Annotated in this window: 16 protein-coding genes; 8 read left to right on the forward strand and 8 right to left on the reverse strand. The window is 68.7% G+C overall.

From position 1 onward, the window contains the following. The first annotated feature begins 6 nt into the window (after positions 1–6). Positions 7–1,200: an SLC13 family permease gene (locus U9983_RS04035; protein ID WP_322752720.1), complete on the forward strand. Its 1,194-nt coding sequence runs from the start codon at positions 7–9 to the stop codon at positions 1,198–1,200. Positions 1,201–1,387: 187 nt separating this feature from the next. Continuing rightward, positions 1,388–2,143, forward strand: coding sequence for a hypothetical protein (locus U9983_RS04040; RefSeq protein WP_322752721.1), 756 nt, complete (start codon positions 1,388–1,390; stop codon positions 2,141–2,143). Here the strand turns inward: U9983_RS04040 and U9983_RS04045 are convergent. The 5 genes from U9983_RS04045 to hemE form a co-directional block, all read right to left on the reverse strand. Then, positions 2,130–2,846 carry a class I SAM-dependent methyltransferase gene (locus tag U9983_RS04045; protein WP_322752722.1) on the reverse strand — a complete coding sequence of 239 codons (717 nt, stop codon included), beginning with the start codon at positions 2,844–2,846 and terminating at the stop codon, positions 2,130–2,132. The two genes, U9983_RS04040 and U9983_RS04045, sit on opposite strands and share 14 nt — an antisense overlap. A gap of 53 nt (positions 2,847–2,899) precedes the next feature. Further along, positions 2,900–4,348: a sugar transferase gene (locus tag U9983_RS04050; RefSeq protein WP_322752740.1), complete on the reverse strand. Its 1,449-nt coding sequence runs from the start codon at positions 4,346–4,348 to the stop codon at positions 2,900–2,902. Between the two features lie 943 nt (positions 4,349–5,291). After that, the gene (hemQ, locus tag U9983_RS04055; protein WP_322752723.1) at positions 5,292–6,077 is read right to left on the reverse strand and encodes a hydrogen peroxide-dependent heme synthase; all 786 of its coding nucleotides are present in this window, start codon (positions 6,075–6,077) and stop codon (positions 5,292–5,294) included. A 127-nt stretch (positions 6,078–6,204) separates the two neighbouring features. Next, complete coding sequence (gene hemG / locus U9983_RS04060) at positions 6,205–7,635, reverse strand: protoporphyrinogen oxidase (RefSeq protein WP_322752724.1); 1,431 nt, start codon at positions 7,633–7,635, stop codon at positions 6,205–6,207. Between the two features lie 149 nt (positions 7,636–7,784). After that, a complete protein-coding gene (gene hemE, locus U9983_RS04065) occupies positions 7,785–8,861 on the reverse strand; it encodes a uroporphyrinogen decarboxylase (protein WP_322752725.1) in 1,077 nt (358 codons plus the stop codon). 224 nt (positions 8,862–9,085) lie between these two features. On the opposite strand from hemE, the gene U9983_RS04070 reads away from it, so the two are divergent. The 6 genes from U9983_RS04070 to U9983_RS04095 all read left to right on the forward strand — a co-directional run bounded on the left by U9983_RS04070 (position 9,086) and on the right by U9983_RS04095 (position 16,883). Continuing rightward, the gene (locus tag U9983_RS04070; protein WP_322752726.1) at positions 9,086–9,481 is read left to right on the forward strand and encodes a DUF3817 domain-containing protein; all 396 of its coding nucleotides are present in this window, start codon (positions 9,086–9,088) and stop codon (positions 9,479–9,481) included. A 561-nt stretch (positions 9,482–10,042) separates the two neighbouring features. Continuing rightward, positions 10,043–10,666 carry a DUF3000 domain-containing protein gene (locus U9983_RS04075; protein ID WP_322752727.1) on the forward strand — a complete coding sequence of 208 codons (624 nt, stop codon included), beginning with the start codon at positions 10,043–10,045 and terminating at the stop codon, positions 10,664–10,666. 272 nt (positions 10,667–10,938) lie between these two features. After that, complete coding sequence (locus U9983_RS04080; RefSeq protein WP_322752728.1) at positions 10,939–12,315, forward strand: HRDC domain-containing protein; 1,377 nt, start codon at positions 10,939–10,941, stop codon at positions 12,313–12,315. Between the two features lie 65 nt (positions 12,316–12,380). Continuing rightward, complete coding sequence (locus tag U9983_RS04085; protein WP_322752729.1) at positions 12,381–13,694, forward strand: thiolase family protein; 1,314 nt, start codon at positions 12,381–12,383, stop codon at positions 13,692–13,694. Next, positions 13,691–15,841 carry a 3-hydroxyacyl-CoA dehydrogenase NAD-binding domain-containing protein gene (locus tag U9983_RS04090; RefSeq protein WP_322752730.1) on the forward strand — a complete coding sequence of 717 codons (2,151 nt, stop codon included), beginning with the start codon at positions 13,691–13,693 and terminating at the stop codon, positions 15,839–15,841. The genes U9983_RS04085 and U9983_RS04090 overlap by 4 nt, the downstream gene beginning before the upstream one ends. Before the next feature lie 442 nt (positions 15,842–16,283). After that, positions 16,284–16,883, forward strand: coding sequence for a TetR/AcrR family transcriptional regulator (locus U9983_RS04095; protein ID WP_322752731.1), 600 nt, complete (start codon positions 16,284–16,286; stop codon positions 16,881–16,883). A 6-nt stretch (positions 16,884–16,889) separates the two neighbouring features. On the opposite strand, the gene U9983_RS04100 is transcribed toward U9983_RS04095, so the two are convergent. The 3 genes from U9983_RS04100 to U9983_RS04110 are packed head-to-tail and all read right to left on the reverse strand — an operon-like array spanning position 16,890 to position 20,122. Further along, the gene (locus tag U9983_RS04100; protein ID WP_322752732.1) at positions 16,890–18,185 is read right to left on the reverse strand and encodes a polysaccharide pyruvyl transferase family protein; all 1,296 of its coding nucleotides are present in this window, start codon (positions 18,183–18,185) and stop codon (positions 16,890–16,892) included. Continuing rightward, positions 18,145–19,353 (reverse strand): glycosyltransferase, encoded by a 1,209-nt coding sequence (locus U9983_RS04105; RefSeq protein WP_322752733.1) that lies wholly within the window; start codon positions 19,351–19,353, stop codon positions 18,145–18,147. The genes U9983_RS04100 and U9983_RS04105 overlap by 41 nt, the downstream gene beginning before the upstream one ends. Beyond that, positions 19,340–20,122: a glycosyltransferase gene (locus U9983_RS04110; protein WP_322752734.1), complete on the reverse strand. Its 783-nt coding sequence runs from the start codon at positions 20,120–20,122 to the stop codon at positions 19,340–19,342. Before U9983_RS04110 ends, U9983_RS04105 begins: the two co-directional genes overlap by 14 nt. Positions 20,123–21,003: the final 881 nt, after the last annotated feature.

The following is a 21,003-nucleotide window of genomic DNA, read 5'->3' on the forward strand; positions in this document are numbered from 1 at the left end:
GACCAGGTGGCGGTCGTCCGGATCTTTCTACTGGTCGCCGCCGTAGTCGGCGTCTTCGTGCGGCCCGTGCGGCCCGTGCGGCTGCCGAACTGGGCGGTGCCGGTGGCCGCCGCGGTGATGCTGCTCCTCATCGGTGCCATGACCGCCGACGCCGCGCTCGACGCCGTACGCCCGCTGCTCGCGCCGCTGGCGTTCCTGCTGCTGGCCGTGCCACTCGCGGTGATGCTGGACAGACTCGGCTTCTTCGCGGCGCTGGCCGCGCTGGTGGACACCGGCCCGAACCCGCGCCTGGGTCTGTGGGTACTCGCCGCGGCGGTCACGACCTTCCTCAACCTCGATGCGTCGGTGGTGCTGCTCACCCCGCTCTACATCCAGATCGCGCGTCAGTACGGGTTCAACCAGACCATGCTCGCCGTACAACCGGCGTTGCTGGCCTGCCTGGCCTCCAGCGCGTTGCCGATCTCGAACCTCACCAACCTGATCGCCGCTGACACCTACGGGCTCGGTGTCGCCGACTTCGTCGTCAGGCTCGGACCCGCGTCGCTGGTGGCGGTGGCGGTCGGCTGGGTCGTCTACCGGCGGGCCGACACCACCGCCACGGTTGCGCACGACCAGGTGCGGGATCCCATCGACCCGCGGGCCTTACGGTTGGGAACACCCATCGTCATCTTCGTGGTGCTCGGTTTCACCGTCGGCGACCTCGTGGACATCCCCGCCTGGGCGGTTGCCGGTGTCGCCGACATCGTGCTATTGGCCCTGACCCGGACGGTTCGGGTGCGCGACATTCCATACGGCGCGGCTGCCCTGGCCCTCAGTCTGGGAATCGTCGCCACCGCCGCCTCCCCGCACCTGGGCCTCGGCGCCCTTTTCAGCGGTTCCGGAACCCTCGATCAGCTCCGGGTCGCGGCGGTCGCAGCCCTCGGCGCGAACACGATCAACAACCTGCCTGCCCTGCTCATCAGCCTGCCAGAGGTCAACGCGCATTCGGCAACGCTGTGGCCGCTGCTGTTCGGCGTGAACTTCGGACCTGTTCTCGTCCTGCACGGCTCACTGGCCGGCCTGCTCTGGCGTGATACGGCCGCCCGCCTCGGCGTTGAGGTGACCCCCTGGCAGTACACCAGGCTCGGTCTTCGGATCGGCCTGCCCGCGCTGCTCGCCGGTCTCGCCGTCGTCATCGCCACCGGAACGTTTATCGGCTAACGCCAGAGAATCACGATTACCCGACCTGATGGTCACCGATCGGCGTACGGCATCTGGGACACTATGTTGACGCCGTGGTCGGATGGTCACGCAAGTCGGCACCTGACGACTGGCAGCCCGATGACCTGTGGCGGCGTCGCTCACGCCGAACCCGTCGACGTGAATGCGTCAAGCTGAGGAGTTCACCGTGCCTTCTTCGACATCCGTCACCCTCGACGTAGTCCTCCTACTCCCCTGGAATGTGCGGGAACAGGCGATCTCGTCAAGCAGAGCGCTGGCGGCGCGCATGGCGAGCAACGGCTTTCCGTCCCACTTCCGCCTGGGCGAACCGTACGATGCCAGTGCCAGTGCCAGTGCCAGTGCCAGTGCCGACGGCGGCTGCGAACCGCACGTGTCGCTGTTCATGCTCGCCGTCGCACCGTCCGAGGTGCCCGACGTCGTCGAGGCGGTGCATGGGGTCGCCACCGCGTCGCCGCCGCTGCATGCCGTCGGGAACGAATATCGGCACAACCCGCATGGCGCGCCCGAGATGTACTTCGCCCGGTCCGCCGCATGGGTTTCCCTCCAGCGCAGCGTGATCGAGGAGGTGGAACCGCTGCGCCGAGGGCGGCTGCGCAAGGTCGGCCCGTCCGGCGAACGCCTGCATGATGTGATGACCTGCCGGCCTCCGGCCAACCCGGTCGCCGCCGCCCAGCTCGCCCGGTACGGCTACGACGAGGTGGCGGACGGCGACGGCGACCGCTTCAACCCGCACGTGACGCTCGCCTGGCCCGACGACCCGAACTCCCGCGTCAGCCTGACGGACCTGCCACCGGCGCAGGTGTATTCCTGTGTCCTGTCGGAGATAGCGGTGTATGGCATGAGCCCGTATGGCACCTGCACCACCGGCCACGCGACATTCCCACTGTGCGCACAGCGTGCGTCAACTTTTACGGGATCTTGACGCCGACGAGAACCAGCGAGCCTCCGATCGAAGGGAACATCCGCGCGAGGAAGCGCACGGAGATACCTCGATTCTCCCCGCCCACGACCACATAGTTGGAGCGGAACCCGACTGGCCGGAAGCCGCAGGTGTGGAAGGTCCGCACCAGCGACGAGTAGGTGAACGGACGTATGTGCAGGTTCAGATACGGGTGCAGGGCGTCGATCTGCCGAGGGCTCCGCCCGAGGAGAAAACGAACGCGGTCCTGCACCGTGGCGAGGTTGGGCGTGGTCACCACCAGCGCGCCACCCGGGACCAAGATCCGCCAGCATTCCCGGAGAAAGGCGACCGGGTCGAAGAGATGCTCGATGATCTCACCGGCGAAGACGCCGTCCACGGTCGCGGACCGCAGGGGCAGCGGGTGCGACAGGTCGGCTCGCACCAGGGGGATGTGGTCGGATGTCGCCCGGCCGGGCCGGTGGGCGGCCGTGTCCATGTCCACCATCACGGTGCGGGCGCCGCGCCGGCACAGTCCCTCGCTCACGGTTCGTGTCCCGGCGCCCAGATCGGCGATGAGGGGGCGCGCCACCCGCCGCCGCGTCTCACGCATCAACAGATCGGACGCATCGGCTACCCGGCGTGCATGGTAGGCGGTGGCGAGGTAGGCGGCGACCTGCGTTCCGTCCGTATAGGAACGCAGGTTCGCCGCAAGGATCGGGTCCATGACAGTCAGCGAACGACGATCGGTGCGGCGATCGGGCGACGACCCGACGACGCTCAGTAGGCACCCTCGCGACGCAGGACGGCGAACAGCGTCCGCCAGAGAATCACGAAGTCCATGGCCAGCGACCAGTTCTCGACATAGCGCAGGTCCAGGCGGATCGACTCGTCCCACTCGAGATCGGAACGGCCGCTGATCTGCCACAGTCCGGTGAGTCCGGGCTTGACCATCAACCGGCGATGTACGTCGCCTTCGTACTGCGCCACCTCCGACGGCAGCGGCGGCCGCGGGCCGACCAGCGACATGCTTCCGTTGATGACGTTGAACAACTGAGGCAGTTCGTCCAACGACCACTTGCGCAGGAAGCGCCCGACCGGGGTCACCCGGGGATCATTACGCATTTTGAACAGCAGGCCCTCGGAACGCTCGTTCGCCCCGCGGAGCCCCTCCAGACGCGCTTCGGCGTCGATGTACATCGAACGGAACTTGTACATCCGGAACGAATCACCACCGCGACCCACCCGGGTCTGCTTGAAGATCGCCGGACCCCGGCTGTTCAGCCGAACCGCGATTGCGAGCCCCAGGAGCAACGGCGCGAAAATCATGACCGCGGTGAGCGCGAGACAACGGTCGACCAACGCCTTCAGGACCCGCCGGCCACCGGTGAGCTCCGGTTCCTCGATATGGAGCAGGGGAAGGCCAGCCACCGGGCGGATCGAAATACGGGGACCGGTGACGTCGGTGAGCGCGGAGCTCACCAGAACGTCGACGTCGCTGCCCTCGAGAGCCCACATCACCTGTCGAAGGGTGTCGCTGTCCAGCTGCGGACAGATGGCCACCGTCGTCGCTCTCGTGGCCTGGATCGCGGTGTGGAGGCTGTCCAACGTTCCGACGATCGGAACCCCGAGCAGGTCGAAGCCACTTCGTTCAGGCAGGTCATGGCTGTGGCGACCCGGGGACCGATCAAGGCAGACCCCGACCACCGACCAGCCGGACGTCGGGTCACGATGGGCCAGGCGGACGAGGGTCGCCGCCGACTCACCAGCACCGACAACCAGCACCCTGTGCAGACAGCGACGGTTTCGCCGCATATGGTGAAGAATGCCACGCCCACCACTCCGGCCGACAACCGAAAGGACGGTGGCGACGGGAAACGCAATGAGAATATAGCTTCGAGCAATCTCAAGTTTTGTCGCGTAGGAAATCACCGCGACACACGCGGTGATCCGGGCCGCCGCGTTCACGACCCGCTTGAATTCCTCCGAACCGCCGCCGAGAAAACGTCCCTCATATGCGCGCCCGAATGCCATCGACAGCGCCCAGGCCACCGGCAGTAAGCCGCTCATAAGGATATACGGCCATGAGGACTGAAACGGATGGTCACCAAAACGCACAAAGAACGCTATAATCGCGGCCAGCACACAGCCCAGGAGGTCGAACACGATGAGAAGGCGAACATACCTGCGCTCCCAGGCGACCTGAGCACGGTATCCCACCCGCTCCATGGCACCCGTGGCCGCTGATTCCGGGACGGCGGACCGACGCCGGCGAGACTGCCGGCCGTCCTCGGGCATGTCGCCGAAATCGGGATCAGCTTGATCCCACATGTCAAAACCGCGGACAAGGGGTGCCAATCTGGCCCCCGCCGCTGCCCGAGCGTCACCGGACATTGTCTCCGTCACTGCCAGCCCCCCCAGGACTCGGACGACTTCTCACTGTCTGCAAGCATAAGATCTCTATCCGCACGATCGGGCGACCTGCCGCCAGCCCTCCGCCACGACCGTGTGGATGGACCCACCCGTTGCGGCCACCGCGGAACAGCGTCGATCAACCAGGAACCAGCTTCCGCCGCGGCCGTCCAGGCGTCGTCAAACGCCGGGTCCGGCGGGTCGGATACCCGGACGGACGCCATCGGGGTTCGATCTCCGGCAGCGCGTGCTCCGTTCCTCGGTGAGGCCTCGGTGAGGCATGGACGCGATCGCGCGACAGGTCCGACAGGTCGCAACAGAACCAATCGCGGTCCGCGAGAATCTCACCCGTCCCAACAGATCGGTAAACCGAGCCGCCGTGTTCCGGCCGCCGTTGTCAGATCCTACGGGAACCGTGAATGGCATGTCGGAACAACCGCCTGGGATTACCACACGGAAAACCGTACCGGTACCACTCGGGAAGCAATCCGGCGACCCCCTTGAGGTTACCGGAAGCGGTCGGCAAGGTGACGCGGGTCAGACATCCATGGACTTGTGGTAACCGATGGTAGCAGAGAATCACAGCCATCCACGATCGGGGACGAAGTTACGCGACGTAATTGCAACATAATGACCAGTTTACCCGGAACGCCCACCCGGATGCCCGCTCAGACGGGGGCGGCCCACGACCCAACCGGATGAAAAATCGGTACGAACCAGCATGAATGGTGCTATTCCGCCGGCGGGTCGCGGCCGGACGCTACGGCAGCGCCGCAACGAGATCAGCGACCGGCTTGCGAACCCCGGTGAAGAACGGCGTTTCCAACCGGGTATGCACCCGCGCCCGGCTGCCGCGCAGGTGCCGAAGGCAGTCGACAATCCGGTGGAGCTCGTCCGCCTCGAACGCCAGCAACCACTCATAGTCACCGAGACCGAAAGCAGCCACTGTGTTCGCCCGGACATCAGCGAACTCCCGACCCATGATCCCGTGTTCGGCCAGCATGCCCCGCCGTTCGTAGTCGGGCAGCAGATACCACTCCAGTGACCTGTTGAACGGATAGACACAGACATACGGCCGGGGATCCTCGCGCCGGACATAGGCGGGGACGTGGTTGCGGTTGAACTCGGCCGGCCGGTGCAGGCCGACCCCGGACCACACCGGGGCCATGGCCCGCCCCAGGACACTCTGACGGAACCGCTGGTAGGTCTCCTGCAGCAGGTCCGGATCCGGACTGGTCCACCACAGCAGGACGTCGGCGTCCGCGCGGTACCCACTGATGTCGTACATGCCGCGGGTGTAGACGTCCTTGGCCAGGGCACCGGCAAGCAGGCCCTCCACCTCCGCGACGACCGCACCGCGGTCCGCGGGTAGCGGGTCCCGCGCCGCAAAGACCGACCAGGAGGTGTAGAGGAGCTCGGCATTGAGATCGCGCGCGGACAGCGCGGGAGTACTCGGGGAGATCTCGGTACTGGGCTGGATGGGGCCGCCGGCCGCGCGACCAGAATCATGATCGCGCGGGCTTCGGCCGCTCGGAGTCTCGGACATGGCCCAATTGTCGCCTAACCGGAGCTGCCTGGCCGGGCGGTGCCGGCAGACGCCACGTCAGTACCGCACCGTGCGCTCACCGTCGGGTACGTCTCACCGTCGGGCAGGCCTGACCATCCGGTGCGCGTCACGGCCCGATCCGCCCGGTCCGCACAGCGTCATCCGCGCGCAGCACCGTTTCCGCTGCCGCCTCGCCGGACCGGACGCATGCCGGGATGCCGACCCCGTCGTATCCCGCGCCAGCCAGTGCAAGGCCGGTGGGCAGCGCCCGGCGGGCGGCCGCGATCCGGTCCAGATGCCCGGGCAGATACTGCGGGAGCGCGTCGGGCCAGCGTGTCACCCGGCTGGCCCCCGGCCGGACCGTCAGCCCGGTCGCAGCGGCGAGCTCGGCCGCGACCACGCCGGCAAGCTCGACATCGCCCCGCTCGAGGTCACGGACGTCGCCGGCCCGCCCGACGCTTGCCCGCACGACGGTGAGGTCGGTACCGGCCGACAGATGCGGCCACTTCGCGGACACGAACGTAGCCGCCTTGACGACCCCGCCCGCACGCGGCGGCACCAGATAGCCGCTGCCGGGCGGTAGCCGCACTCCCCGGTAGAGGAGGGTGATCAACCCCACCGACACGTAGGGGACGGCGGCCAGCGGTGCGGCTGCGTGCGGCGCCACCCGCGCCAACAGGGCCCGGGCCACGGCCACGGGCACGGCGAGGATCACGGCGTCGGCATCGATCTCCCGTTCGCCCGGCCCGCCGGCCCCCGGGGCGGCCGGTGTGTCGGGGGCGCCGGTATCCATGACGGTCAGCCGCCAGCCCGACGGCGTCCGGCCAACCGCACGGACGGTCGCGCCGAGCACGATCGTCGCCCCGCTGGTGTCCGCGACAGCTGCCGCGAACCGTCCGAGGCCACCACGGACCGAGGCGAACACCGGCGTTCCCGCGGGATCCGCGGGCGCGGTGCGGGCCCGGACCCGGTACGCCCCGAGCAACAGCGAGCGGTCCTCGGACATGATCGGTATCAGCTGCGGAACCGTGGCGCGCAGGGACATGGCATCGGCCCGCCCCGCGTACACCCCGCCCAGCAGCGGGTCGACGAGCCGCTCGACGATCTCGCGGCCGACCCGGGCACCCACGTAGCCACCGACGGTGGGGTCGTCCGGCAGGATCGTACGCGGCAGCACCAGATCGGCGGCTGCGCGGAGCAGCCCGACCGGTGAGAGCACCCGGGAACGGATCAGGCCGATCGCGTCGGTCGGCACGCCGAGCAGGGTCCGCGGCGGCAGTGGCCGCAGCCGGCCGGAGATCAGCAGCGAGGCCGCGGTGGTCGCCGGATGAACGATGTCGTGGCCCATTCCCACATGCCGGGCAAGGCGCACGGCGTCCGGTACGCGGGTCAGGAACGACTCCGCACCCTCCTCGATGGGCATGCCTTCAAACGAGGTGGTCCGCAGTTTGCCTCCGACGCGGTCGCCGGACTCGACCACGGTGACCTCAGCCCGGCCCCGTAGCGCATGGGCGGCAGCCAGCCCCGCGATGCCCGCTCCGACCACGACGACCCGCATGTGGACCCGCTCCTCCCGATCGCGGCCGCCTGCCCGATGCGGCCGCCGCGGGTCCAGTCTCCCTCCGCGCCCGACGGTCGGGTCGGGCCGCCCGGCAATGTCACGGCGCCGGCGACCAAGAACGCCCGGCGCTGCGGGCTGTCAGGCGGTCAGGCCTCGTGAACCAGGTCCACGATGTGGGCGAGTACGCCGGGATCGGTCTGCGGGAGCACTCCGTGCCCGAGATTGAACACATGACCGCTCGCCTTGGCACCGCGGGCACACACGTCGTGGACCTTGTCCGCCAGGACGTCCACCGGCGCAAAGACCGCGGTCGGGTCGAGGTTGCCCTGGACCGCGCGACCCGGACCGATCCGCCGGGCGGCCTCGTCCAACGGAACCCGCCAGTCCACCCCGACGACGTCCGCACCGGCCTCGGCCATGGCGCCGAGCAGCTCGCCGGTGTTCACCCCGAAGTGGATGCGCGGGACGTCGGCATGGTCGAATGCACCAAGCACACGCTGGCTGTGCGGGAGCACGTAACGGCGGTAGTCGGCCTCATCCAGTGCCCCGGCCCACGAGTCGAACAGCTGGACTGCGCTCACACCCGCCTCGATCTGGACCCGCAGGTAGCCGATGGCAATGTCGGCAAGGCGTTCCAGCAGGTCGTGCCACAGCCGCGGCTCGGTGTACATGAGCTCCTTGGTCCGCGCGTGCGTCCGGCTCGGGCCACCCTCGACCAGGTAGCTGGCAAGGGTGAACGGCGCGCCGGAGAACCCGATCAACGGGATTGGCCCAAGCTCGCCGACGAGCGTGCGGACTGCGTCGGCGACATACGGCACGTCCTCGTCGCCGACCGGCCGCAGACGGGCGAGCGCACCGCGGTCGCGGACCGGCTCCGCGACGACCGGGCCGACCCCGGCGACGATGTCGATGTCCATGCCGATCGCGACGAGCGGCAGGACGATGTCGGAGAACAGGATCGCGGCATCGGTCCGGAACCGACGCACCGGCTGCAGAGTGATCTCGGTCACCATGGCCGCATCGCGGCAGGAGTCGAGCATGGCTGTCCCGGCGCGCAGCCGGCGATACTCCGGGAGCGCCCGGCCCGCCTGCCGCATGAACCACACGGGCGTGCGCTCAGTGGACTGACCGCGACACGCCCGTAGGAACGGCGCGTCGCGGAGTTCGGACTCTCCAGTGGGCGCGCCCGAGACTCCGCGCCCGGGCGCCGCTGCGCGGTACATGGCCTCGATGGTTGCATGCCGGACGCGCCGGGTGTTCAGGCGGCGACCTCGATCGCCGCGACGTCGGTCACGCTCCACCATCGCGGACCGACCGATCACAGCATGAGACCGGCCGGCGGATGAGGCGACGGACGGGGGCCACAGCATGGCAACCGGACCACGCACGGCCGCGGCCACGACTACCTTCGACATGACGTAGAAGAAAATACCGTGGAGGCCCGACCATGCCAGCTGCGAGCAACACCCGCACGAACAGAGGCGAGAAGAGGTTGCTTGCCACCGCGCAGGTTGTCTCGGTCGCCGAGGCAACGTCGTTCCTCCTGCTCCTGGTCGCAACGACGATCAAGTACGGTGCCGGCCACCCCGGCGGCGTCCGGATACTCGGTCCGATCCACGGCGGGCTCTTCCTCGCGTACTGCGCGATAATGATCGCACTGGCCCGGAGTCGGCGCTGGCCGATGTCGAAGACGCTGCTGGCGCTAGGTGCCGCCGTCCTGCCCATCGCCCCGTACATCGTGGAACGCCGGTGGCTGCACGTCCCCGCCGCGGGTCACCCACCGACGCCGGCCGGCAGCTCGACCACATCCACGACAGCCCCGACGCCCGGTACCGCGCCCTGAGTTTAGTGGTCGATGCTCACCAAAGGCGACCAGCCGGACACCCATGGGCATGCACGACACGCCGGGGCCGAATGCGTGGCAATGGGGCAGGTCCGTGCCACCGTCAGGGACGGTCCGAATGGGATGGGAGGGTCCGTGATGTCCACACGAACCCTCCCGACGTGGACGTGACCTGGGAGTGGTGTTCGGATGGAACATGTCCATGTGGGCGCCGACGGGTTAACCCAACGGGTGTGCCCCGAGTGCGGTGACATACGCGATTTCGAGCAACCGCCGTGTTCGGACGGGCACGGGGCGGAGTGTCCCGACCGGGCATGTGTCGAGTGCGGAACGGCGCTGTTCGTCGATCAACAGCAGGTCCCCGCCAGGCCGGGCCGGGCGTCGGTGGGGGTAGCACCGCGGTCCACCGGCCATCCGATCCCGCACCGGTCCCGCTATGTCGCCTGATCGGGTGTCAGGCGCGGGCAGGCGTATGCATGCCCGGTCTGCTGCCCGGTCTGCTCGCCCGGTCGCCCACGCTCTGTCGCGCGCCTGCGGTCCGGACGTCCTAACGTGACGTCCATGGGCGCATCGCTGTCTCCGGAGGGCGTGCCGACAGCCTTCGTGGCCGCTACAGCCGCACTACGGGACGCGTTGGGGCGGGTGCGGTCAGAGATTGCCGTACACGAGCTCCAAGCACCTACCAGGCTGGCGCCGTATGCGTTCGCCATCGCCGGTGGCCTGGTGTGCGACGGTGACGAGGCCGCCTCCGGGCGTCTGATCCTCCTCGTCGATCCGGTCGGGCACAGCGCCTGGGAAGGCACCGCACGGTTCGTCTGCTATGCCCGGGCGGCTGTCGATCCCGAGATCGCCGTGGACCCGTGCCTGCCCGAAGTCGCCTGGTCGTGGCTGCGCGAGGCGCTGGAAGCGAACCAGGCCGCCTACCGCGCGATGGGCGGCACCGTGACCATCACGAACTCGAGGCGGTTCGGCGTTCTCGCCGCGGACGGCGACAGCTCGGATGTGGAGGTGCGCTGCTCGTGGTCGCCGGACTGGGCCGAGACGACCGGTGCCGCCGGTCGCCGTGGGTGGCGTCCGACGGAGGCCGTGGCCCAGCTGCATGCCTTCGCGGACCTGCTCGCCGCCATGGCCGGTCTGCCACCGCGGGTCTGCGGAGTGGTGCCGCTGCCCACCCGCCGCGCATAGGAGCGCCCGGCAGTGTGTCTCACGGGGTCACGGGGTCACGGGGTCACGGGGTCACGGCTGGGAACAGTACCGACCGACGCAGAATTGTGATCATGGCGCTCATCATCTCACCATCGCAGGTCATAGTCGAGAACGCTCCGCGCCTGCATGGATGCCAACGGTAAAATTGATCACCCATCCCGGCACCAATCACGGGTCCACAGCGATTTGACCCGGCCTCGTCCGCCCGAGTGCCGTTCGCAGCAGCTCCTTGAGACGTACCATCGCCGATCGTGACGTCGACGGTTCCGGACTCATCGCACCAGCAGGGCCACGATCCAGATGGCGGCGCCGAGCAGGCTCGACCGCTACTGGAGCCGTCCGAAGGCATCCCCTCGGTCGTCGTCGACGAGCCTTCGCTGCGCGCGGCCGCGGCGCGGCTGGCCGCCGGGACCGGTCCGGTGGCCTTCGACGCCGAACGGGCCTCGGGGTACCGGTACAGCCAACGGGCCTATCTGGTCCAGATCCGCCGCCGCGGATCTGGAACCCACCTCGTCGACCCGATCGCGGTGCCCGACCTGTCCTGCGTCCAGGACGCCGTCGGTACCGCCGAGTGGGTCCTGCACGCCGCCAACCAGGACCTGCCCTGCCTGGCCGAGATCGGCCTGCGGCCCACCACGCTGTTCGACACCGAGCTTGCCGGCCGGCTGCTGGGTTACGAGCGGGTAGGCCTTGGGATCATGGTCGAGAAGGTGCTGGGCTTCTCGCTCGAGAAGGGACATTCGGCGGCCGACTGGTCGACCAGGCCGTTACCGGAACCGTGGTTGCGCTATGCCGCGCTCGACGTCGAGCTGCTCATCGAGTTGCGCGACGCCCTGCACGGCGAGCTTGCGGCGCAGGACAAGCTGCGGTTCGCCCGCGAGGAGTTCGCCGCGATCGCCGCGGCTCCGCCCCGTGAGCCGCGGCCGGAACTGTGGCGGCGTACCAGCGGGATCCACCGGGTCCGCAACCGTCGCCAGCTCGCCGCGGTCCGCTCGATGTGGACGACCCGGGATCGGATCGCCCGCGAACGGGACATCGCTCCTGGACGGGTGCTTCCCGACAGCGCGATCATCGACGCGGTCCTGCGCAACCCCGCGGACGTCGAGGCCCTGACCCAGCTGTCGATCTTCTCCGGCCCGCGGCTGCGCCGAACCGCGCGGACCTGGTTCACCGCGCTACGGGAAGCCGCCGGGCTGCCCGAGAGCGCCCTGCCGCAGGCCGTCGCGGCCGGCGGCGACGGCCTGCCGCCGCCGAGTCGCTGGGCCGACCGTGATCCGGTGGCGGCCGCCCGCCTCGCCCGGGTCCGCGCCTGCCTGGGCGCCATCGCCACCGAGCGAACCATGCCGGTGGAGAACCTGTTGGAGCCGGCCCTCGCCCGCCGGCTCGCCTGGTCACCACCGGCGGCCCCGGCGGCGCCGGCGGAAGCTGAGATCGTCGCGGAGCTGCTGCGTGCCGGCGGCGCCCGGCCATGGCAGGTGGAGCTCACCGCCGGCCCGATCGCGAGCTGCCTGCCAGATCCGCCGGAACTGCCAGATCCGCCGGAACGGGCCGAGCCGCCAGAACCGCCAGAACTGCCAGAACCGCCGGCGGGACCAGCAGGGTTACCCATTGGTAACAACCTGCCGTAGGCTTCGGGGTGTCGGCGAGCACGTCGGCACCGGCTTTGTCCGGGTCCCCCGGTCAGGAGGCACAGGTGTTCCTAGCTGCCAGGGACTCCGTCCGCGACGTCGTGTTCGTCGACGGCGTCCGCACCCCCTTCGGCAAGGCGAAGGGGGTCTATTCCGAGACACGCGCGGACGATCTCATCGTCAGGGTCATCCGCGAACTGCTGCGGCGCAACCCGTCGCTGCCGGCCGACCGGATCGACGAGGTGGCGATCGCCGCCACCACCCAGATCGGCGATCAGGGCCTGACCATCGGCCGGGTCGCGGCGATCCTGTCCGGTCTGCCGCAGTCCGTACCCGGCTACGCCGTCGACCGGATGTGCGCCGGGGCGGTCACCGCGGTCACGACGACCGCGTCCGCGATCGCCGTCGGCGCCTACGACGTCGCGATCGCCGGCGGGGTTGAGCACATGGGCCGCCACCCGATGGGCGAAGGCGCCGACCCCAACCCCCGTTTCGTCTCCGAGCGGCTGGTCGACCTCTCCGCGCTGGTCATGGGGCAGACCGCGGAGAACGTGCACGACCGCTACCCGACGATCACAAAGGCGCGGGCGGACGCATACGCCCTCGCCTCCCAGCAGAAGGTGGCCAAGGCCTACGCGGACGGCCGGCTCCAACCCGATCTGGTTCCGGTAGCGGCCCGGCACGTCGACAGTGGCTGGGATCTCGTGGCGAGCGACGAACCACCGCGCCCGGACACGACGCCCGCCGGACTCGCCGGCCTCAAGACCCCGTTCCGCCCCCACGGCCGGGTGACCGCAGGTAACGCGGCGGGCATCAACGACGGCGCGACCGGATGCATACTCGCCGCCGCGGACGTCGCCGGGGAACTCGGTCTCACCGCGAAGATGTCCCTGGTCGGCTTCGGCTTCGCCGGCGTCGAACCCCACGTGATGGGGGTCGGGCCGATCCCGTCCACCGAGAAGGCCCTGGCCCGTACCGGCCTGTCCATCGACGACATCGGGCTGTTCGAACTGAACGAGGCCTTCGCCGTCCAGGTACTGGCCTTCCTCGACCACTTCGGCATCGCGCAGGACGACCCGCGGGTGAACCCCTACGGCGGCGCGATCGCCCTGGGGCATCCGCTGGCCGCCAGCGGCGTACGGCTGATGACCCAGCTCGCCCACCAGTTCGCCGAGCGTCCCGACGTCCGTTACGGACTCACCGCCATGTGCGTCGGCCTCGGCATGGGCGCCACGACCATCTGGTCGAACCCGCATTTCAACGACGCGGCGGACACGGCGGACGCGGCTGGAGAGCCGAAAGGCGCGCGACGATCGTCAGATCGCGCGCCCGCAGGCCGCAGTCCCCGGAGCACCAACGGGACGGGAGCGGCAACATGAACTCGACCGACACGCCGACCCTCGATCATCCGGGCGAGGTGGTGACACACGCCCACGTCCGTTACGTGCAGGTACCGGAGGTCGCGGGGCCGATTGCGCTCATCACCCTTGACAACGGCATGGACCACACTCGGCCGTCGACCTTCGGCCCCGCCGGGCTGCGCAACCTGCTCGCCGCCGCGGCTGAGATCGAGGCGCACGCCCCGGCCGTGTCGGCCGTCGCCGTCACCGGCAAGCCGTTCGTCTTCCATGTCGGCGCCGACCTGTCCTTCCGGTCGTCGTTCACCGATCCGCGGGCAATCCGGCCTGTCATCCACGCGTTGAGCGAGCTCGCGCACACCGCGATGCGCCGGATCGGCGCGGGACGCCTGGCCGGCGCCAGGGTGCCCACCTTCGCGCTGATCAACGGCGCGGCCATGGGCGGCGGCCTGGAACTGGCGCTGCACTGTGACTACCGGGCGGTCTCCGGCGCGGTCGCGGCGTTGGCCCTGCCCGAGGTCTTCCTCGGTGTGGTCCCGGGGTGGGGCGGAACCCAGCTGCTCCCGAACCTGGTCGGCGCGGACAGGGCGGTCACCATCGCCATCGAGAACCCGCTGAGCCAGAACAGGATGCTCAACGCCGCTGCGGCGGTCGAGCTCGGCCTCGCCGACGTGCTCCTGGAACCGGCGGACTTCCTGGAAGAAGCCCTGCGCTGGGCGGGTCAGGTCATCCGCGGTGAGATCGACCCGGCCGCCGCGCGGACGCCGGTACGGCGCGGGCAGGCCTGGGCCGACGCGGTCGCCCGTGGCCGGGGGTTGGCCGACGCCAAGCTGCACGGCGCCGCACCCGCGGCCTACCGCGCGTTGGAACTGATCGAGCTCGCCGAGACCGCCGATCTCGACTCCGGCCTTGCCGCCGAGGCCGACGCGCTCGCAGACGTCGCCGTCACCGAGGAGCTGGCCGCCAGCCTTTACGCCTTCGACCTGGTACAGAAACGGGCGAGGCGTCCAGTCGGTGGGCCGGACGCTTCGCTGGCCCGCCCGGTCACCAAGGTCGGTGTGGTGGGCGCAGGCCTGATGGCGAGCCAGCTCGCGCTGCTGTTCGCCCGGCGCCTGGAGGTCCCGGTCGTGCTGACCGACGTCGACCAGGCCCGCCTTGACGCCGGTGTGGCCGCCGTCCACACCGAGATCGACAACCTGTCGGCCAGGGGGAGACTCTCCCCGGACGCTGCGTCGCGGCTGAAGGCGAGCGTGACCGGCTCGCTGGGCCTCACCGCGTTCACCGACGCAGACCTCGTCATCGAGGCCGTGTTCGAGGATCCCGCAGTCAAACGGCAGGTCCTGACCGACCTGGAGGCGGTGCTCAGCCCCACGGCCCTGCTGCTGACCAACACCTCCGCCCTGTCGGTCAGCGAGATGGCGTCGGGGCTGGCGCATCCGCAGCGGGTCGCCGGGTTGCACTTCTTCAATCCGGTCGCCGTCCTGCCGCTGGTCGAGGTGGTCCGGGGCAGGCACACCGATGACGCGGCCATCGCCACCACCCTCGCGGTCGCGAAGAAGATCAAAAAAAATGCGGTGCTCACCACCGACACGCCTGCGTTCGCACTCAACCGCCTGCTCATTCGGTTCATGGGCGAGGTGCTCGGCGCGATCGAGGACGGTACTCCCCCGGCCGAGGCCGACCAGGCGCTGGAACCCCTCGGCCTGCCGATGTCCCCGCTGGCGCTGCTCGGGTTGGTGGGCCCGGCGGTTGTCCTCCACGTCGCCGAGACCCTCCACGCCGCCTATCCTGACCGCTTCGGCAAACCCGAAGGCCTTGCCCGGCTTGTCGCCGCCGGCCGGACCGGGGTCTACGCGGAGCACGGGGATCCGCATGAGATCGACCAGCAGGCCGCCGAACTCCTGCGGGTCCATGCCGACGGTGACGCCCCGGTGTCGACCGGTGAGCAGGTGCGGGAGGCGGCGCTGGCCGCGCTCGCCGAGGAGATCCGGATCATCCTCGACGACGGCGTGGTCGCCGAGGCGGCCGATGTGGACCTGTGCCTGATCCTCGGTGCCGGCTGGCCGTTCCACCTCGGCGGCATCACGCCGTATCTGGATCGCACCGGCGTCAGCGAGAAAATCACCGGCCGCCGTTTCAGCCCGCCGGGTGTGGCGAGCATTTCCTAGTTTCTGGGCTTCTGGGCTTCTGGGCGTGCGAGCAGAACCACGATCGCACGCCCTTTGTTCAACTATTTCTCGGTGGCGCCCGGGCGCGCGAAACAGCAATATGGTGATGACCGCGCCCGGTAGGTCGGCGCATTCAGCACCGACATAGGTTATTTCGGGCGGTACCGGACACCCGGGTTCATAAAATGTGAGCGCACCGACCGATCAGCGGGGTGGCGGTCGGACCGGTGGCGGCGACCGTCCGGGTCCCTCGAGGGCGTTTGACTGATCGCAATTTGACAGGCGACGTTCACTTCCCGGACACCGTCGTTTTATCCGGCGATAATATTTTCCGGACCATCCTCTCCTATCCTCCAGCACAGACAGAACGGTCAGGTCCGGTACAGACCGAAAGGCCGCCGTTAACGGGGGAAAACGGAGGCGACGGGTGCCACGTCAGCTCATGCGACATAGACTCATCGAAGCGGCGACCCAGGTTATTCGCACCCGCGGGCTGGCAGTTGCGACATCCAAGGAGATTGCGCGCGAAGCCAACGTGGCCGTGGGCAGCATATACAATCATTTTGTCGACAAAACGGACCTCATCACCGCGGTGATGCTCGAAGGCCTGCCAACCCTCGACGACGCGCTGGACCAGCTTCGGCTCCGCGTCGGGCGCGGGACGGTACAGGGCAACCTCGAGGAGCTGTCACAGGCTGCAATCATGTTCTTCGCGCAGTACCTGCCGCTGGCCGGGGGGCTGTTCACCGACGCCGAACTGCACGCGGCGGTCCGAACGAAGCTCATCACCGACCGTCGCGATCTGTCCACGGTTCACGATGGCGTGGCGTACTATCTCGCTCAGGAGCAGCAGATCAGCCGGATCAACCGGAACGTCGACCCCACTGTCGCCGCTGCGGTTCTGCTGGGCGCATGCAGCCAGTATGCGCTGCTCACCCACATGTCCCGGCCAGACGCCCTGCCCGAAGCGGCCCGGTACGCCACGCTCACGGTGTTCATGATTCTCCCCGCGCTCGAACCGGATATCGCGGGAACCTGCTGACACGGATTACGGGGAACCCGAGGGTGGGGTTGCCGGAACGTGCCCGGTGAGCTGCCGGTCCGTACCTGCGGGCGGACCAGCTGACGGCGCGGGCTCCGGTGGATGTGCCGTCCACCACGCGGGCTCCAGCCGAAGTCCGGTGAGGGTGTCCGTCTCGTCCCAACGCTCGTGGTCGATCAGGAGTCGCAGCAGTCGGAAGCCCTCCTCAGCCTGGGCGGTCTCCGCCTGCACGCGTGCCGGCGGCGTGCCGGCTCCAGCCCGGGCATGGCGCATCGCGGCCGCCAGCTCACCGGTGGACGCGTCCGTCCGGACGGCGGGCTGACCGAGCCGACGCGCGAGGCCGGCGAGCTTGGCCTCGTGTGCGACCGCGACCACCGGAGTCCCCGCGGCGGCACCGGCGACGAGCGCGTGGAAGCGCATCGCGACGAGCAACCTGGCCGAGGCTGCGCTCGCCCGTGCCTCGGTCAGGTCCGCCGGCGGTGGCAGGACAATGCTGCCGTCAAGCCGAGTCTGCAGATATGCCGCTACCGCATGGTCGTCCGTTCCCGAGGTACCGACACCGACCTGCCACGGCTGGAGAAGTACCTGTAGCCCGTCGGCGGCCTGCTCGGTGAGGGCATCCACGAGCCGGTCCAGCAACGACCACAGCTCCCGTCCGCTCGCCGCTAAATGACTGAGCGCAACCAGAATCGTGTCGTCACGGCCACTGTGCCGGCTCCCGCTACTGTGCCGGCTCCCGCTACTGTGCCGACCCCCGGTACTGTGCCGACCCCCGGTATGCAGAGGTGGGTTCAGCAACGTCCACGCGGGGTCGGAGCCGACCCGAAACGGTGTCGGTGCCCCGCAGTTGCCCAGCAGGTGAGCGGACTCCTCGTCGCGGAGAACGAGAAGGTCGATCCGGCGGACCAGCTCGCGGGCAAGCCGTCGCGAAACTGAATCAGGCAGCAGACCGACACCGACACCGACCGCGGCCACCCGACGTCCCAGCGTCCGCGCCGAGCTGACAAGCGCGAGCGAGCGCATCAACAGCGAACGCTCCGAACGGCCCGCGCTCGGGTGCAGCGTTTTGAAAATCGTTCCGCCACCGAGGACGAGCACATCCGCACCCACAAGCGCCTGGCCGACCGCCCACAGGTCGCCACTGTCGACGGCGTCACATCCATAGGTATGTTCGGTCCATCCTGGACGGGCTGTAGTGACCACGATGTCACAGTCCGACAGCGCCCGCAGGAACGCCTGCAGCAGCGCTTCGTCGCCCGGATTACGCTGTCCGAACGCGCCGGCCAACAGCACCCTTGCCACCGGTCACCTCCTCGTAGAGATCGAGATGACGACTGGCCACGGTCGGCCAGGACCTACCGTCGGCGAGGAAAGCGTTCGCCGTGCGGATCCGGTCGAGTTGCGCCTGGTCCCGCGCGAGTTCCCGCAACCGGTCAGCAAGCGCCGCGGGCGTTCCCGGTATGGTCATCAGCGGCGGGGCGCCGACGCAGTCGGCCAGCGCATGTGAGAGCAGTACCGGGGTTCGGTAACCGAACGCCAGAGCCAGGACGCCGCTGCTCGCGTGGGGTTTCGGATACGGCAGCAACGCGAGGTCGGCGGCTGCGAACCACTTGCCAACCTGCTCTTCCGGGACGTACCCGACGAACCGGACCGTCCCTGCGAACCGTTCGCGAAGCCCGTCCGCGTAGTTACCCGTTCCGGTCATCCGCGGATGGTCACCCCCCGCAACCACAAGCTGGACGGTGTCACCGGCCAACGCGGCAGCCTCACAGGCAAGCTCGAGGCCCTTGTAGGGCGCGACAAAGCCGAAGCACAAAACGGTCAGCCGACCGTCCAGGCCAAGCGCGAGCCGGCTGTCCCGGCGATCCGGGGTGAGAAGTTCCTCGATCCCATGTGGGATGAGTACGGCGGACGGTACGACATCGGTGAACGCACGTTCGTGGACAACGACCGCGTCGGCGAGCCGGCTGACCGCATGCTGCAGGCCGGCAAGCCCGCCACGCGCCACCGGGGCCGGTACCGTTACCCGGTGCATCCGCGTGTACTCCGGTGTGACGTCCTGAGGTGAGACCACCTGGTGCATGGTGACGACAACCGCAGGTCGGCCACGCCGCCGGGCAGACAGCGCCGTCACCAGGGACGGCAGCGCCGCCGCCCCACCGTAGAGGAACAGCTCGTGCTGCAGATGGATGATCGGAGCTCCGGTCTCACGCGCGGCCCGCCAGGCTGCCAGCAGCGACCACGGTCGGTCACCAAAAGACCGATGGATGGTGAGCACCGGGCCGTCACCGGAGACCGCCGCATCCGACTCCACCATCTTGATCTTAGGAGCAACCACCGCGACCGTCGCGCCCGCGTCAACCAGCGACGTCGCCAGATTCGCGGCATAGGACGCGACACCGCTCGACCCTGCGTGCTTCGCGCCCCGCGGGGGATAGGGCGCCACCAGTGCTACATCAGGCCGCGACATCGACCACTCGCTGACCTGTCATGAGCGGTGCCGGCGCGACCCCTGGTGCGGCGGGGACGGGCGCCGGGACCGGCATCATCCGATGACGCAGCCACAATCGCAGTAGCGAGCGAATCATGCGGCGGCTGTCCGCGAACAGATTCAGCCGCGAACCCTTCTGGTCGATCCAGACGGTGGGCACCTCGGCCACCTCACATCCCAAGGCGCGGGCCACGACCAGAAGGTCGACGTCGAAGAGGAAATCGCGGGCGGACAGATGTGGAGCGACCTGGTCCAGGACGTCCCGCCGAAGCACCTTGGCGCCGCACTGGGTGTCGAAGTAGGGCAACCGGAACATCATGCGAACCAACGTCGCAAAACCAAAACTGGCCGTCCGTCGTCCCAATGGACGGGCTACGGGCAGGAGCGACGCCGGATGCCATCGACTGGCCACGGCGGCACCGACGTCCTGGGCGACCGCCGCGAGTCTCAACAACTCCCCCGGTGGAGTGGCGCGATCAGCGTCGACAAAAGCAACGAGTTCCGCGTCGGTCCGCCGGAGCGTCTCAATTATCACGCCACCCTTGCCGAGCTTCGGGTAACGATACATGTGCAGTCTGCCATCGGCGAGCTGGCGGCTACGAACGATCGCCGCGGTTTCGTCGGTGCAATAATCCAGCGCCACGAGGAAGCGAATGCCCGGCGCGTCGAGCGCACGCAGGTAGCTGTCCAGCGTACGACCGATCCGATGCTCCTCGTTGTGTGCGGGAATAATGATGTCGAGACGCATTGCACTCCCTAACCAGGAGAGTCGACAAGGGCGGGAAACACATTCACCGACAGGTCACCAGATCTATTTCGAAAATTCGGCGACGCATGCCGGCATACGGCATGATGGCCAGCCGCTGCCGGCCGCAGTGTGATCCGTTCCGCCCGGCCCCTCCCCATGGGTCACAGCGTCGAAAATACTCATTGTAAGAAATCAAAGTCAGGCTCTACCCGGCCAGTTTCCTGGCCGTAACTGCCAGGAGACGTCAAAGTTGCGGTTACATGGCCGTTTGCTCCAGGCCCGGTGTCCATACATGGAACTCCAGGTAGAGCCGGGAGAAACGCTACGATGCGTCACCGTGGATGAACGTGCGTTCAGCCTCCGGTTCGGATTCCGGCCCCGACCCGCCTCGACGAACCTACACAACCCGCCACCACCCGACACCCGTAAAAGCCCAACAAAAACAGGACCAACCGAACGCCGCTATTGTGCGGTCCGCTGGCTGCCGCGGCGATGTTGGCCAACCGCACGGACCGGCGCCGACGACGGATCGCGGCGAAGCGCGCCCCGGCAACGCCGACACCGAATGTCTCCACGCTGGGCGGCCCGCCCGCACCCCACCGCGCACGGCACCGACTCATACGGCTCGAGATCGAGCTGGCCTACATAATCCCCGACCAGTTGACGGCACCGGCAATGCACTACATCACAACAGAGGAGCAACTCCCCGCGACGATGAAGGCGCCATTCATGACCGCACTCCCCACAGGGCCTCACCTGTTGACCCGTGTTCATTGTCCGCCCCCCGATTCAGGCCAGCCGCGTACTCACCGCTGGCAGTTTCCTCGTCCGGAAACCTGTGATTTAGAGCGCCCGGCAACAGGGGCGCTCTTACACCCGGC

Origin of the sequence: Protofrankia sp. Cas3, assembly GCF_963555955.1 — a bacterium.
In the GTDB taxonomy this organism is placed as follows: Bacteria; Actinomycetota; Actinomycetes; order Frankiales; family Frankiaceae; genus Protofrankia.